Genomic DNA, 16,264 nt, shown 5'->3' on the forward strand with positions numbered 1-16,264 from the left:
AAATTATACTTTAGTATACTAAATTCCTTTTCTTTTACACATTTTAAATTTTAATAAAAAAAATGTCTCAAGTTTCTTTGAGACATTTTTTATATCATACTAATTATCATTGTAATTATTAATCCTAGCATAGCGCAAGCTATCATAAGTCTATTTCTTTTATACGCCATATTTGTAACTGCTATTGACATATTTTCTAAACTTATTTTATCTTCTATTATTTCATCTTCTATATCAGCTTTTTCATACATTACCAAGCTTAAATCAATTATTATATCTTTAGTATTTTCATATTTTTTACTTCTACTTAAAAGTCTTTTGATAATATTTATAAGTTCATGATTTCCATTTATGGCCTTATACTTTCTCCAATTAACACCTTTATCTATCTTACGTAACATTTCTTCGTCATTTTCACACTCTTCAAAAGGAAGCTTTTTAAAAATAGATTCAAAAAGCATAAGTCCTAATGCAAAAAGATCACTTTCTGAATCGGTATAATCTATACATAATTGATGAGGAGATAAATACTTTATTTGTCCACAAGCCCTTGGGTTTATCCCATTATTAGCTTTAGTCAATCCAAAATTACATACTTTTACATTATAAAATTCATCAACTAATATATTAGATGGATTTAAATCACCATGATACATACCTTGTTCATTTATACTTTCTAAGGCTTTGACAACTTGTGTTGCTATATTAACTATAGCCTCGAGATGAAGATAATTTCCTCTTATAACCTTTTCTAGAATAATTCCATCTGAGTACTCACTTACCATATAATAAAGTGTTGTTAATTCTGTACAATGAATTCCTACGTCTATAATATTTAATATGTAAGGTGAATTAATTTGTTGTAACATCGTACTTTCATCAATTAAATTTGATATGAAATTATCACATATATTTCCATTATGTTCTATTATCTTTATCAATACTTTGTCATTTGTATATGCATCTCTAGCTTCATACATTTTATTTAATTCTATATGATCTTCAACGTTTAATAATTCATACCTATTGCCTACAAAATTCACTTTATTCTCCCCCTTTCTTTCAATTAAAATTTTTATAAAAAATAAAATATTTACATATTAATACCTAAAATGTTTTAATATTATAAATTATATATTTCTATTTAATCCTATCTATATCATATTCAATATAATTATATCAATTTTTGTAATAATTTTCTATTAGTCTGAGTACTACTTATCAACTTCTACCTTTATAAAAATAAAAAAACCATACATTATATATGTACGGTTTTTAATCTAGTTACTTTAGATTATTAAATCTAACTCTATTAAGTAAAAATATAAATTTATTTTATAATTTCTATATAATCAGTGTAATAATCCTTACCTGGTACTAAATTACTCATTATTTCTATTAAATAATAATTATCATCTAGTTCTTCATAATCTTTTACAAAATAATTGCCTATAAGTTGATTAAACTCATTATAGTTTATCTGTTTCTTTTCTAATATATTTTTAAGTATTTCAAATTCTTCTTTATTATTAATATTTATTCACTTCCATTTATTATAAATTTTATCTCATTTATTGAGTTATAATAGGTAAATTACTTAAGTTATTATTTTCCGTTTCATCTGGTAAACTTCTTAAATATTCATTTCCTTTATTTGTTGCTACTGCTACACCTTCAATTTTACTAGATTCTGCCATTATAATTGCATCTTCTTTACTTACTATTTTCCCATTTGTCAATTGATACCCGATTACATCACCTGAATCTTTTACTAATTTGCATATTCTACATGCATCTATATTTGGAGTTGGAATTTCTTTATTTATGTTTTTAGGTAAATTCCCTATCATCCCGTCATTTTTCAAGTCCACACTAATACCTCCTATCGATTTATTGATATTAGTTTTACCTTCTAGAATTTATTTATTTACATTTTAATTATTTTTGTATTAATATATTATATTAAAGTAAAATATACATTACTTCATTACTATGCTTTATATAAGAATTTATTATAATGATAAAATCTAAATCATACTTTTGATTTATTATATCTTTGTTCATAATTGTTTTTTCATTAAATAAATTAAGTTTATTAAAAAAATATTCTTTTTTGTTTATTTTTTCAAATTGCTTAATCTGTATCACTTCACAGTCTACTAATTTACCATTTCTTATAAAATAAACCTTATAATCTTCAGAATTTACTTTCATCCAAGCTAATGTATTTTCTTTATATATAGTCTCATTTATTATATTTTGTTTATTAAATAAAGTATTTATCATATCTATATTTTGCTTTAATCTGGATGCATTTTCAAAATTTAATAAATTAATCTCACTTTGCATAGAATTTTCTAAGCTTATTAAAATATTTTTAGAATTACCTTTTAAATCATTTATAATTTCATTTATTTTTTTTTGATAATCATATTCCTCTATTGCATTTCTACATGGACCTAAACATTGACTTAAATCGTATTTAATACATTTATTCATTCTTTTACATCCGCGCAATTTATACGATTCATTTATTATATTTTTAATATCGTATAGCTTATTTCCTATGGCATATGGTCCAAAGTATAAATTATTGTCATTTACCTCATTTACCACCTCTAAGTATGGATATTTTATAGAATTATTTATTTTTAAGTATAAATAATTTTCATGATTTTTCATTAACTTATTATACATTGGTTTTATTTCTTTTATCATTTTACATTCTAACAGCAATGCATCTAATTCTGTATCAGTATTTATTATTTCGATATCATATATACCTTTTACCATTCTTTGAGTTTTCCTAGAGTGTGATTTCGAATTAATAAAGTAACTTTTTATTCTATTTTGTAATTTTTTAGATTTACCTATATATATAGGCTCTCCATTTTTATCTTTCATAATATACACACCAGGAGTTCTAGGGAAAGTATTTATCTTTTCTTTTAAATTCATTTTTGCACCTTATTATTTATTAGATTTATTTTTTAATATTTTTAGCTTTAATTATATACTTAATTCTCCAAAATACAAAATATTTATAGACTTAATTATAACTTTTTATATTATTGTAGCCTTTTAAAATATTTTTTTTGTCATTTTTCTATTATTTTTCCTAAAATTTATAAGCATTTACTGTTGAATGATTTTAAAAGGGATTTTAATTTTTTAAGTTAACTTATTATATATACTAATTTAATAAAATGTTTATGATTATTATTTTATTAATATAATTATTGAGGAGGTCTTAACTTGGGCAAAAAAAAAATTTTTATTTTATTAATCGCATTATCTATGCTTATTTTTAGTGGTTGCTCAAGCACTGACGCTATCTCTGAAAATAATAGTCCTGATATAGTGGTCAAAGGACTTACATTAAAAATTTCACTAATACAAACAGCATATGAAATGTATAATGTAAATGTATCTAATCCGGATAAATTCAGTGAATCCTTTTATAAAAATTCTTCTAAGAATGACTATAAGCATTATAAATGGTTGGTTAAATCATATGAATCCATGGATGTCGAAATGAAAAAAGCTTTAAATAACTTATTTTTATCTAGAGATTCTTGGGACTATATAAACATAATTATTAGTTTAGATGATAATTGCTCAGTTGAAGATATTATAACTAAGATAAATTCAGATGATAGTTTAAATTTACCTAGTTTTTTAAAAAAAGATTTGGACAAGTTTTTAAAATATTTTTATAATGAATACTTTGAAGATTACATAAATAAAAAAGACAGCTTTTATGCAAAAAAAGCTCATGAATTAAATAAAAAACTTTCCATTAATGATGTAAATGTATTAAAATTTGTAGAAAAAATGTCAGGAGTAACATTAGACAAAAACTATAAGTCAATTATGTACTATAGTTTTAATCCAGTTGAAACTCACTCTTTTGAATATGATAATTTCATGATTTCTACAATAAGCTCAAATTCATCAATACTTGATGTTGTAAGTTTACCATTTTATAAATATTCTAGGCCTTTATTTAAAACATTGTCTTATAATAAAGATTTCTTGATTTTATCTAATCAACTTCAAAAAAAAGAAGACTTTGTACATATGTACAACGATCTTTATACTACATCTTATCCATTTGAAGATTGGTGTTTAGAAAATTTAATCTCAGGATTTGCAAAATATTTAGAGTACAGATATTATGGTAGCACATATGAGCATAGTAATTATGTCTATGATTTAAAATTCTATAATTACCTAAGAGATATAAATTTTGACCCAAATAAAACATCTTTAGAAAAAGTTAGTTTAGATTTTTATAAATCAGTTTTAGATTAAAGCTATCAAAAGTTTTTGTATTATATACCCCTTAATACATTAATTTATTTAAATAGAAATAAAAGATCCCTATACAATATATACTCTTGTATAGGGATCTTTTATTTCTATTTAAATCCTATTACTGCAGCTCCTAATGCCCCAATTATTTGAGTGTCCTCTGCTATAAATATTTTTTTTCCAAGTATTTTTTCTATCATACCTACAAGAACATTACTTTGTGCAAGGCCACCTGTAAATGCAATTTCATCAACTATATCACCACGATTTAACATTGCTACTGATTTATTTGCTATAGATTGTAATATCCCAGCGGCTATATTTTCTTTTTTTACATTTTGAGCTAATAAACTAACAATTTCACTTTCTGCAAATACCGTACACATAGAAGATATACTTATTGGATTTTTATCCTTAGCTAAGGAATCTATGTCTTGTATATCACTGCCTAATAAGTTTGATGTTATTTCTAGAAATCGCCCTGTTCCTGCTGCACATTTATCGTTCATCATAAAATTAGTAATACTACCTTCATTGTCTAAATTTATAACCTTACTGTCTTGTCCCCCGACATCCAAAATAGTCTTAATATTCTTATTTAAAAAATGTATTCCTTTAGTATGGCATGTAATTTCAGTTACCTTTTTATCTACAAAGTCCATACTAACTCTTCCATACCCTGTTCCTACTATTTTTTTTATATCATCCTTTGTTACTTCTTCTAACAACAATTCAAGTACCTGTTTAGAAGAAGTTTTAGGACTCCATCCTGTTGGTAAAACCACTTTTTTAACTATTTTCTCTCCATTAAATAGTACCCCTTTTGTAGCCACTGATCCTGAGTCTATTCCTATACTATACATTACTCCTCCTATTTTACGCATACTCCATCTTCTATCATCTCTATAAACGCTTCAAATCTAGTTCTTAACTGTTCTGTATCAGACTTAGAGTAATCAGTTTCTATAGTCATATATGGTATATTTTTTTCATTAGTTATAAATTCCTTTATTCTATAACTTTCAACATTAAACGTATGGCAAGCTTGAAGTACTACATCTATAACACCATCAACTTCATATTCATCTACTAATCTATCTAACATCTTTTCTCTATTATCATTATGCATCATGCAAGAGCATCCTATATTTAAATATTTTTTAGCTAATGCATCATATACATCTTCATTATTTTCATCAACAAGCTCATCATTATTTCTTATAGCACCGCAAAGTTCATATGCGACTATCGAAGCTCCGCTATCTTCTATAGTCTTTATAATCTTTTCGTTTATACCTGCTATTGGTGATCCTGTAATTAATATTCTAGGTTTATCTTTATCCACAGGACAATTTCCATCTTCATATCTTTTTTTCATTAAATCTATTAAGCTTCTTAGTTCTAATTTAAGCTCATCTCTATCAAATTTAAATCCTGATTGATATAGTACTTGATGCAATTCCGTTCCTGTTAAAGCTGATGGTTTTAATTTAGCTAACTCATAATATTCTTTTAATAGCTTTCTTTCTTCATTTTTATCTTTTATAGCTAATTTAATATCCTCATCAGTTATAGTCACACCTAATAATTTTTCAGTTTCTTCTTTTAGTATTTTTATTTCTTCTTTCCAAAGTTTATATGTATATTCTCCTCTTTGCATATTAGGTAAATGCATTACATGAGTAGGCTTTACCTTGGCTAACTCTTCATACATTTTTTTCTTTCCATCGCAAGTCGTTTCTCCTATTAGCATATCTGAGAAGTAAAAATAAGGACAGGTATCTGTTATAGCATGTCCATAACTTGATTTAATTAATGGGCAAAGGTTTCTTGGTAGAACTTTTTCTGCATCTGGAATAGGTTCTTCACTTACACCACAAACACCAACTGTGACAGCACCCGCTGCCATAGGGATTTCTGCTGGAGTATATGTGCAAAATGTCCCAACCATTTTTTTACCGCTTTCTTTTAATTCTTTTGCTTTTATAAATCCATTCCTTCTTGCTTCATTAAAACTCTCAAATTTATCTGGTAAATTTATCATAAACATCCCCCTTAAATTATTTTATCCCTTCCTAAATTTTAACATTTTTCTCAATACGTTCTTAATGTTTTTTTCTATATATACATCTCTAACTATAGATTTTTTCGATATTTTATTTCTCTTTTAAAGATATTAATACCTTAAGCATAGTTTTAAGCTCTTCTTCTGTTATTTGATCAAATCTTTCTAGCCTATTAATTATATCTTTTACTACGCTATTTTTATATTCTGCTTTATTTTGATTAATATTTTCTTGTATTTCTATATTTATATCATTATCTTTTTTATCATCGTCATTGTCTATAGGTTGTTCACCATCTAAAATTTCTATAATGTCCTCCTTCTCATTTTGTTCTTGTAATTCTTCATTTTCCTTTAGCATTTCTTGATATTTTAGTTTTTCCTTTTTTATAAAATATGTTGATAAAGTTGATGTCAATGATCCTAAAAATCCTATTCCCATTATCATTAAAATAGATGCAACAATTCGTCCTAGTGGTGTAACAGGTGAAATATCTCCATACCCAACTGTAGTTACAGTTACAATGCTCCACCATAATGCATCTCCTAAACTAATGTTTTCTACGTATGACATAGTTACAGAGCCAGCAAATATAATAACTATGGCAATTCCAACAGTATAATTAAAATTATTAGTCTTCATAAACTCAGATAAGTTTTTATTTGACCTTCTTGTTATTGCTAAAATTCTTATTACTTTACTTAATTCAGATAAACGTGCTATCCGTCCTATAGTAAATATTCTAATCGCTTTAAAAACTCTAAATATAGAGTATACAGGTATTATAGAAATTAAATCTATAAGGTTTCTTTTTACAAATTTAGTTTTATTTTTACTCTTGTAAAGCCTTATCACATAATCTGCTACAAATATAATCCATATTATTAAATCTATACTATTTAATATAAACTGTGCCTCATAACTTAAGTCTAAAGTTAGCTCTAAAACCAAAATTATGGCAATTACTAATGAAAGAATTGCCATAATTGCATTATAAATAATATATTTTTTTCTCATTTTCTATTAGTAAAAAATATAACTTCCATTTTCATTATACCAATTTCCCAAATGCCCTTCTTTGTTTGCACCTAGTTCAAAATGTAACATACAGATTCCTAAATCAATATCTTCATATCCATGATTTTTACTGTTTATTATGGCTTTTACTTTTCCATCATTAACTTCAAATGATATTTCTTTTTTATTTAATGCCGTCGGAGCTTTTAATGCAAACTCTGCTCCGCTTTCCATCCAAGAATATAATTCTTTTTGATTATTAATAAACAGATCTTTTAGATCTTTATTTTTTTTATTTAAGTTTTTTACTACTTTTTCTTTTATAGATAATTCTTTTGGAACATATCCAATTGCAATTATACCTATTAAATCTTCATTATCACTGAACTTTATATGCTTTTTACATAAGTTTTTATCATAGGTTCCCCCAACCCAACAAGTTCCAAGTCCCAATGAAGTAGCTTGTAGAGTAATCATTTCTCCATAATATCCAATTTTTTGTTTATAATTTTTTATATCTTTATTAGCTACTAATGCTACAAATGAATTAACACCACTTATCATTCCATAAGAAGCTTTAAATCCACTTATACATAATTTTCCATTTTTAATAAACTGTATATTTAATTTACTTTCTTTATTTATTTCATCTATTAAATTTGTAATAGACAATATATCAGTATCATTTAAGTCTTTTTCTAAATACGTACGTCTTGACACTCTATTATTTACAGAATCTAACCATTGTTTTTTTAATTCCATATATTTATACCCTTTCTATTTTTTATATTTATAGATATATTATATAGTTTGGATATTTTTTTCAATTATATTTATATCTTTAGCTATTTTTTCAAAATTTTCTTCTTTTTTAAGAATTTTCTCTGATGTAAGTTCTATACCTATTGCTCCTATAGGTGCTGTTACTAACACACTTAATATTGCAATAGCCTGCATTATTTCGCCACCTGCAACCCCCATTTGCAAAGGAATAGATGCTTTTGCTGATTGTACTGTTGCCTTTGGAAGATATGCTATTATACAAAACAACTTTTCTTTTCTACTTAAATTAGTTCCATTAAGCGCAATTAATACACCTAAAGAACGTATACTTAATGAAATTGTAAGTAATATTAATCCTACAATAAAATATTTACCTACTAGTGTTGGATTTATTGCCATTCCAACAAAAGTAAATAAATATAATTTCCCCGTTTTCCAAACATAATTCATATTTTCTAAAATCATTTTAGAGCTATCACTTAAATAATTTCGAATAAAGAATCCATACACCATTACTGCTAATAAAGAATTAAATATTTCAACGTCTAAATTTTTTTCGATACTTCTCATTATTAAGCAAAATATAAATGCTATTATTGTTTTTAAATAACTATTACTAGTTGATCCTATGAACTTCTTACTTATTTTAAATACTAAAAATCCTCCTATCAAGCTACTAATTATTGTTATTGGTATTAAGAATAATTGAATCAATATAGATATATTGTTACCTGATTCGCTTTGTATGTATATGCTTAAAAAAGTAGTAAATAATGTTATAGCAATTGTATCATCACAGCTAGCGCCTACCAGTAACATTTGCGGTATAGCTTTATCTTGCCCTAACTTCCTTTCTATCAAAGATACCATTGCTGGTATTAAAACAGCAGGTGAAACCGCCGCTATTATAAATCCTAAAATTGCACCTTGCACAAATGTAAAATTTAAAAATATAATTGCTAAAAATGATATTGTAAATCCTTCCAATGTTGCCGGGATCACACTAAGTAACACCGCAGGCCTACCTATTTGCTTAATTTGAGAAATATTTATGCCTAATCCTCCTATAAATAAAACTGTTACAAGCGCTATATCTTTTATAATTGGTGATATATCTAAAGTTTGTTTAGGCACTAAATTTAAGATAGCTGGACCTATTATCATACCTACAATCATCATACCTATTAATGATGGTAATTTTATTTTTTCTACTATTTTTCCACTACAATTAGATAAAATTCCTATAACAACCAAGCTAATTAATATTGTTATCATATACTCCTCCTATAATTTTTAATTTTAATTTTTTTACAAAAAAATAGACTCCTACCCTTAAAAGAGTAGGAGTCATTAGCTTTTCGCATTTAAAGGCGAACTCCATCGCCTATATGATTATCTAAATAATATCATACTTTCATTAATTTGTAAATTTATTGTATAACTTTAATTTTTATTATACTTATAGATAATATATTTAATTAATGTTAGTATATTTATATAAAATTTTTTAGGAGGTAACTTTATGACTAAAATGAGCCTAGAAGAATTATTTGATGTAGGTATTAATTTTGAAAGTGCAGTTGGACAAGGATCTAAAAGTGAAAGAGCTAGAATTCCCAAAAACCATTCTAGAATAAGCTTAGAGGAAAATACAATTGAATTTTTAAAAAGTATTGATTTTGAAGTCAATTTTTTAGTATCTGGTGAAATTTGGTGTCCTGATTTTCAAATCAATATAAGTATACTAAAAAAGTTCTGTGATATAAATTCAAACTTTAACATTTCTATTATAACTATGGCTAGAGGAAAAAAATACTTATCTTCTATATTAAATATAGATAAGGAAAACTTTAAAGGTCCAACAGTATGTATACTTGATAAAAATTTCAATATTAAAGGTATCTTCGAAGAAAGACCAACAGTGGTTAAGTCAATTGAAGATTTTGAGTCTATAAAATTAGACTATTACAAAGGACAATATATACATTCTAGTGTAAATGATTTTATAAAAATTCTAAAATCCATATAATTTTTATATTACAAAAAAGAGATAATTAAAATATTCATATTTTAATTATCTCTTTTTTTAATATTTTGTCCTAATTATTAATATATTTTATTAATTATAAATACTTTGGAGGGATACTTTTGATATTAATAGATTTAAATATTGTATCTACACTTATACTTTCTATTTCACTCTTTTTTATCGGAAAATTTATAAAAAATAGAATAAATTTATTTAATAAGTTTTGTATACCAGCTCCTGTAGTTGGAGGTCTTTTATTTTGTATTTTAAATTTATTTTTAAGATATTTTAAAATTTGTACTATAACTATGAACACCAATATAATGGGTTATTTAATATGTTTTTTCTTTACTACAATAGGACTTAGCATAAGTCTTTCTCTGGCAAAAAAAGGTGGTAAAGAGCTAATTATTTATTGGATACTTTGTGGAGTTTTAGCATTTTCTCAAAATATCTTGTCACTTTTTTTATCAAAATTAACTCATATAAACCCACTTTTAGGTCTTATGTGTGGAACAATATCTATGGTAGGTGGTCATGGATCTGCTGCTGCATTTGGTTCTACAATTGAAGGACTAGGCATAGATAATGCCGTTAGCGTCGGAATAGCCGCTGCTACTTTTGGACTTATCTTTGCAGGTTTATTAGGAGGACCCGTAGCAAAATATCTTATAGAAAAAAATAACTTATCTTCTAGTTTATATACTTCAAATTTAAAATTATTAAAAAATAATACTTTTAAAAATTTCTCTATAACTTCTTCTAACTCATATAAACTAGATGTTTCATTATTTTTAGAGCAAATTTTAGTTATTTTAATTTGTATAAGCTTGGGAGAATTTATATCTAAAATTATTTTTAATGCAACAACTATATTAATTCCAAGTATAACAGGATGTATGGTAATTTCAGTGCTTTTAAGAAATGTAAATGATAAAATAAAATTTTTAGATTTTGATTTTAATATAATAGATTTATTGAGTGAAATTTCATTAGGTTTATTTTTAACTATGGCTCTTATGAGCATAGATTTATTTAAACTTTCTAGTTTGTTTGGCCCTATTATTTTAATAGTAATTTCCCAAGCTATATTTATAGTTTTATTCTCTGTATTTATAGTATTTAAAGCTTTAGGTAAAAATTTAGATGCAGCTATTATGGTAAGTGGAATAATCGGCCACTGTTTGGGTGCCACACCTAACGCATTAGCTAATATGCATTCAGTAAGTAGTTCTTACGGTTATTCTGAAAAGGCATTTTTAGTGGTTCCTTTAGTTGCTGCATTTTTATTGGATATTTTCACCATGCCTTCAATTATATTTTTTATTAATATCTTATCCTAGATAGTAAATATCAAAATTTATTTTTAATGATTAAATACTAAAAAAAATTGTCATACTACTAATATAGTTATTTTTAGGAGGTAATTTATGCAAAGTAATCTAAATTGCGCAGATAACACATGTGCTTTTAATAAATCTGGGAATTGCTATGCTTCCCATATTAAAATTGAAGGATTTGATGCTTACATAACACCTGAAACTTATTGCGATAGCTTTAGAGATGCTCATTCATTCAATTTGTCAAATTCTAATGACCAAACATCTTTAACAGGAACTCAAAATGTCTCTTGCTCTGCTATTAACTGTAAATACAATTTTAGTGGTGGCTGTGGTGCTAGTAACGTTCAAATAAATCAAGAAAATGATAGCTGTGAAACATTTCAAGTAAAATAAACCCAGAGGATAAAATTCCTCTGGGTTTAAAAAATTTAAGCAACTGATTTTATTTTTTCTTCTTGTTCTTCTTCTAATACTCCAAGTTTTTTAGCCACTAGCTTAGTAGTACTTGCTTGTACAATTAGTGTTACTAATATAGTCATAAATACAACTGACGATATGATTTCATACCCTGGTATTTTCATTGAAACTATTATTCCAGATAATGCCGCTGGTATAACACCTGTTTCTCTAACCCACATCATGAATAATTTATCTTTAAGAGTCCATTTTGCATTTTTGTCAAATGATGTAGATACTAAAACTACTAATGGCCTAGCAACAAACATTAATACTAGTACAACAGCTAATGCTGGAGCCCAATATTGCGAAAGTGCTGCTAAATTGACTTGTGTTCCTAGTACTACAAATATTGCCATACGACATAATGATCCAACACTCTCTCTAAAGCAATGTTCTGAATAGAAATCGTATTCCGGAACCCAAAGGCCAAATATTTTTTTATTTCCAGCTATTAATCCAGCTATAAACACTGCCATATACCCACTCCCATGTAGAAGTACAGCTACTTCATAGGCTAATGCTACTTTTAATATAGACATTATTGGAGCATATGAATGAAATATTCCCCACTTCTTATCAGATATTAATACTGAGAATATATACCCCATAGCCACACCAACACTTATTCCTACAACAGTTGATATAACTAATTCTTCTAAGCTTTTTGCTATTGATAATTGTCCACTTGTCACAACACCTAGTAATGTTGACACTAATATAGCTCCTACTGCATCATTGAATGCTGATTCACTAACTACAGTCTGCTTTATTTTATCTTTTATAGTTACTTGTTTGAATACTGGTATTAAAGCTGCTGGATCTGTTGATGCTATAACAGCGCCTAAAAGTAATGCTGTCATTATAGGTAATCCGAAAATTTTTCCAGCAAACACTCCAACTACTCCAGCTGATATTATAACTCCTATTGTTGCCAACATACCAACACTTATTTTTACTTTATTTAAAACTTTTAAATTTATCTCTCTACCACCCTCATATAATATGAACGCTGAACCAAATGTAAGTATTAAATTATTTTCTATAGGAAAAGACTCTATACTTATTAAGTTAAGAACTGCTGGTCCAATTATTATTCCTGCAATTAAATATAATATAACGTCTGGGATTTTTATAATTTCACTAACTTTACCTAATACTATACCTGTTATAGCAATAGCTGCAAATATTAATAATAAGTTGTTAGTTGCAATTGCTTCTACTGTATTTTCCATTTGTACTCACCTCTTGAATTATTAAATTTATGTTAAATTTTTTCGATAGAACTAATTATATTCCTAACTTTTGACTACGTCAACTATTTTTATTGTTATTAAATTATCATATTTTTTTATAATAATAATAATTTTTTTTTATGATTATTCTATTTATATGCATTTATAATCGAAATATATTATAAATAACATTTTCCTATATGGATCTTTTGAACCTTTAATACTATCCTTGGTTAATGATTTTATTTTTTAATTATTAAACTTTAAATTCTTTTTATTTTTTTTTATTTTTAAAACAAAAAAAAATAGCACTAAAAGATTTTAATGCTATTTCTAAAACTATTTTTTTATGATTTATATACTCTATTTTCATATACTTTTTTCATTAATTTTATATAGATTGTTCTTTCTTCTTCCGAGAAATCATGAGTTACTTTATCAAACCATTCTTTAAATATACCTCTAAGAGAATTTAATATCTTATCTCCCTTTTCACTTACTGAAAGTTTGTATGCTCTTGTATCATTTTCATCTTGATCTTTATTTACATAACCTAAATCAACAAGTTTTTTTATACCTCTTGTAACCATTGCTTTATCTATGTTAAGCTCAGTCGCTATTTCATTTAAATTTATACCTTGATTTCTTTCTATTATAAATAAATATTTTAAATTAGCTATTGTAAAATCATATTCTTTTAATACTGATTCCGCATACTTTCTAAAATCTTTATTTATTTCGGTTTTATACCTGTTAACCAACTCAAACTCCAAATGTCTCACCTCTATTAACTTATTTATTTATTCTATTATATATTATAGACTCTGTAAATCCAAAAGTTATTTGTTTCTATATTAAAAATATTTCAAAAGCATTAATATTACTCTCTCTAGTTTTAGTTGACTAAATCAAGTATATCATTTTTTATAATATTTTTAAATAGTTTTTTAAGTTTATATATTATGTGCTATGAATTGTAACTTTTTAATCATTTTTGTCATATTATTTATTAAAAATCAATTTAAAGGGGGATTCTCATGGCTGGAAGTAAGTTTTATCAAAATTCTATAAGTATCTGTAGTAATTGCAATCACTATCCATGTTATTGCAATTATAAAATTATTAAAAATAATCAAAATAATAATTATTATGATCTAAAAACATACCCTATTTATTCTGAAAAAAATAATTGTAATTCATTCCACTGTAGCTCTAGTTCTAAAATACCTTATTATAATTCTTCTACTAGTAAAAATTTAAAATATAAATGTTATAAAAAAAGAAAGAACTATTGCAAAAATAATTGTAAGTATAGCAAATGTAAGTGTATGTGTAATGATACATGTTCTAAAAAATCTTGTTATAATAAAAATTGTAATAATAAATGTCAAAGTATAACTTGCTTTGTATTAGCTTCATTATTGTTATTTGCATTCTTAATATAAATTAATTTTGAAACTTAAGTTAATACCTAAATTTATAGTTTATTTTTTCAGAATTTTCATTTTCAAGCAAAGAGATTTATAAAAAAAGGTTACCTAAAATAATATTATTTTAGATAACCTTTTTATTATATAACCCTTTTAGCACCTATATGAGCATTTTGCCAATAAGAACTATTTATATTAGTTGTTTGAACATTTGCACCTGGTTTAGGTGAGTGTATCATTTCTCCATTACCAATATATATACCAACGTGTGTTATATTTCCACTTCCATCTGTACTTGAGAATAATAAATCTCCAGGCTGTAAATTAGATCTACTTACATATGTTCCAACACCATATTGATCTCTAGATACTCTAGGTAACTTTATTCCTACTTTTCCATATACATAATATGTTAATCCAGAACAATCAAAAGTATCAGGACCTTCTGCTCCCCATACGTAAGGTTTTCCTATTTGATCTTTAGCAATATCAACAATAGCTTGTACTTTATCTTGTGGAATTGACTCACTTCCATTCCCATTATTTTCAGATGACCCATTATCTGAATTGTTTCCATCATTTGTATTCCCAGACGAGTTACCATTTAGACTGATATATAAGCTGCTTCCCCATCCTATTTTTCCATTTGATAGTTTTATCTTGTACCATCCATTTGAACTCTCTAAAACATCTACAGCTTCACCTTTTGATGCTTTTGTTATTATAGAATAACTCGTACTTGGTCCACTTCTTATATTTAGTGAACTCGTTGTTATTATTCCTTTTTTACCTATTGAAGGAGTTTCTGGAATTTCTGGATTTGTAGATCCTGAGTTACCGCCTAAACTTATATAAGAACCACTTCCCCATCCTATTTTTCCATTTGATAATTTTACTTTATACCATCCATTAGAACTTTCTAATATTTCTACTTTATCCCCTTTTGATGCTTTTGTTATTATAGAATAACTTGTACTTGGTCCGCTTCTTATATTTAATGAACTTGTTGTTATTACTCCTTCTTTTCCTGTTGATGGTGTATCTGGATTAACAGGTATTTCCTGATCTGTTTGTCCCGAATCTCCATCTAAACTTATATAAGAACCACTTCCCCATCCTACTTGTCCATTTGATAATTTCACTTTATACCATCCATTATAGCTTTCTAATATCTCTACTTTATCCCCTTTATACGCCTTTGTTACTACAGAATAACTTGTACTTGGTCCACTTCTTATGTTTAATGAACTTGTTGTTATTGTAGCCTTTTTACCTGTTGATGGTGTTTCAGGAGTTACTGATCCCGAATTTCCATCTACGCTTATATAAGATCCACTTCCCCATCCTATACTTCCATTTGACAATTTCACTTTATGCCATCCATTAGAGCTTTCTAATATTTCTACTTTATCCCCTTTATACGCCTTTGTTACTACAGAGTAACTTGTACTCGGGCCACTCCTTATGTTTAAAGCACTTACTGTTATAATACCTTGACTTTCATTTGCAAATGAATCTGTTGATGCCATTGCAAATCCTATTGTAGTAGCACAAAGTGCTACTGCTATCTTTTTATCTACCATAAAACAAT

The 16,264-nt window shown here is 26.1% G+C and carries 16 protein-coding genes and 1 riboswitch; of the genes, 5 read left to right on the plus strand and 11 right to left on the minus strand.

Translation table 11 applies throughout. The features are described 5' to 3' along the window. Positions 1-89: 89 nt before the first annotated feature. The 3 genes from NWE74_RS06270 to NWE74_RS06280 form a co-directional block, all read right to left on the minus strand. Entirely contained in the window at positions 90-1,043 is a 954-nt protein-coding gene (locus NWE74_RS06270; RefSeq protein ID WP_258242369.1) for a protein kinase domain-containing protein, read from the minus strand. A gap of 528 nt (positions 1,044-1,571) precedes the next feature. Then, positions 1,572-1,871 carry a DUF3892 domain-containing protein gene (locus NWE74_RS06275; RefSeq protein ID WP_258242370.1) on the minus strand — a complete coding sequence of 100 codons (300 nt, stop codon included), beginning with the start codon at positions 1,869-1,871 and terminating at the stop codon, positions 1,572-1,574. A 91-nt stretch (positions 1,872-1,962) separates the two neighbouring features. Next, positions 1,963-2,958: a GIY-YIG nuclease family protein gene (locus tag NWE74_RS06280; RefSeq protein WP_258242371.1), complete on the minus strand. Its 996-nt coding sequence runs from the start codon at positions 2,956-2,958 to the stop codon at positions 1,963-1,965. 297 nt (positions 2,959-3,255) lie between these two features. Here NWE74_RS06280 and NWE74_RS06285 point away from each other — a divergent pair, with 297 nt between their 5' ends. After that, positions 3,256-4,314 (plus strand): YgdI/YgdR family lipoprotein, encoded by a 1,059-nt coding sequence (locus tag NWE74_RS06285; protein WP_258242372.1) that lies wholly within the window; start codon positions 3,256-3,258, stop codon positions 4,312-4,314. A 107-nt stretch (positions 4,315-4,421) separates the two neighbouring features. Here NWE74_RS06285 and NWE74_RS06290 read toward each other — a convergent pair whose 3' ends face one another. From NWE74_RS06290 to NWE74_RS06310, 5 genes are all read right to left on the minus strand, one after another. Next, positions 4,422-5,177: an acyl-CoA dehydratase activase gene (locus NWE74_RS06290; protein ID WP_258242373.1), complete on the minus strand. Its 756-nt coding sequence runs from the start codon at positions 5,175-5,177 to the stop codon at positions 4,422-4,424. A gap of 8 nt (positions 5,178-5,185) precedes the next feature. Then, the gene (locus tag NWE74_RS06295; RefSeq protein ID WP_309137275.1) at positions 5,186-6,358 is read right to left on the minus strand and encodes a double-cubane-cluster-containing anaerobic reductase; all 1,173 of its coding nucleotides are present in this window, start codon (positions 6,356-6,358) and stop codon (positions 5,186-5,188) included. Between the two features lie 112 nt (positions 6,359-6,470). Further along, on the minus strand, positions 6,471-7,397 hold the full coding sequence (locus tag NWE74_RS06300) for a potassium channel family protein (protein WP_258242375.1): 927 nt from the start codon (positions 7,395-7,397) through the stop codon (positions 6,471-6,473). Positions 7,398-7,403: 6 nt separating this feature from the next. Beyond that, the gene (locus NWE74_RS06305; RefSeq protein ID WP_258242376.1) at positions 7,404-8,159 is read right to left on the minus strand and encodes a nitroreductase family protein; all 756 of its coding nucleotides are present in this window, start codon (positions 8,157-8,159) and stop codon (positions 7,404-7,406) included. 39 nt (positions 8,160-8,198) lie between these two features. After that, the gene (locus tag NWE74_RS06310) at positions 8,199-9,455 is read right to left on the minus strand and encodes a cation:proton antiporter (protein WP_258242377.1); all 1,257 of its coding nucleotides are present in this window, start codon (positions 9,453-9,455) and stop codon (positions 8,199-8,201) included. Between the two features lie 59 nt (positions 9,456-9,514). Further along, positions 9,515-9,574: riboswitch (Fluoride riboswitch) on the minus strand. 128 nt (positions 9,575-9,702) lie between these two features. On the opposite strand from NWE74_RS06310, the gene NWE74_RS06315 reads away from it, so the two are divergent. From NWE74_RS06315 to NWE74_RS06325, 3 genes are all read left to right on the plus strand, one after another. Continuing rightward, positions 9,703-10,209, plus strand: coding sequence for a thioredoxin family protein (locus tag NWE74_RS06315; protein ID WP_258242378.1), 507 nt, complete (start codon positions 9,703-9,705; stop codon positions 10,207-10,209). Between the two features lie 119 nt (positions 10,210-10,328). Then, positions 10,329-11,552: a sodium/glutamate symporter gene (locus NWE74_RS06320; protein WP_258242379.1), complete on the plus strand. Its 1,224-nt coding sequence runs from the start codon at positions 10,329-10,331 to the stop codon at positions 11,550-11,552. An 87-nt stretch (positions 11,553-11,639) separates the two neighbouring features. After that, positions 11,640-11,945 carry a DUF1540 domain-containing protein gene (locus tag NWE74_RS06325; RefSeq protein ID WP_258242380.1) on the plus strand — a complete coding sequence of 102 codons (306 nt, stop codon included), beginning with the start codon at positions 11,640-11,642 and terminating at the stop codon, positions 11,943-11,945. 35 nt (positions 11,946-11,980) lie between these two features. On the opposite strand, the gene NWE74_RS06330 is transcribed toward NWE74_RS06325, so the two are convergent. Next, entirely contained in the window at positions 11,981-13,243 is a 1,263-nt protein-coding gene (locus NWE74_RS06330; protein ID WP_258242381.1) for a cation:proton antiporter, read from the minus strand. 347 nt (positions 13,244-13,590) lie between these two features. Further along, complete coding sequence (locus tag NWE74_RS06335) at positions 13,591-14,016, minus strand: MarR family winged helix-turn-helix transcriptional regulator (protein WP_258242382.1); 426 nt, start codon at positions 14,014-14,016, stop codon at positions 13,591-13,593. Between the two features lie 264 nt (positions 14,017-14,280). Between NWE74_RS06335 and NWE74_RS06340 the strand changes: the two genes are divergently transcribed. Further along, positions 14,281-14,688 carry a hypothetical protein gene (locus tag NWE74_RS06340; protein WP_258242383.1) on the plus strand — a complete coding sequence of 136 codons (408 nt, stop codon included), beginning with the start codon at positions 14,281-14,283 and terminating at the stop codon, positions 14,686-14,688. 125 nt (positions 14,689-14,813) lie between these two features. On the opposite strand, the gene NWE74_RS06345 is transcribed toward NWE74_RS06340, so the two are convergent. Then, entirely contained in the window at positions 14,814-16,256 is a 1,443-nt protein-coding gene (locus NWE74_RS06345) for an SH3 domain-containing protein (RefSeq protein ID WP_258242384.1), read from the minus strand. Between the last annotated feature and the right edge of the window lie 8 nt (positions 16,257-16,264).

It is taken from the genome of Romboutsia lituseburensis (assembly GCF_024723825.1).
Lineage (GTDB): Bacteria > Bacillota > Clostridia > Peptostreptococcales > Peptostreptococcaceae > Romboutsia_F > Romboutsia_F lituseburensis_A.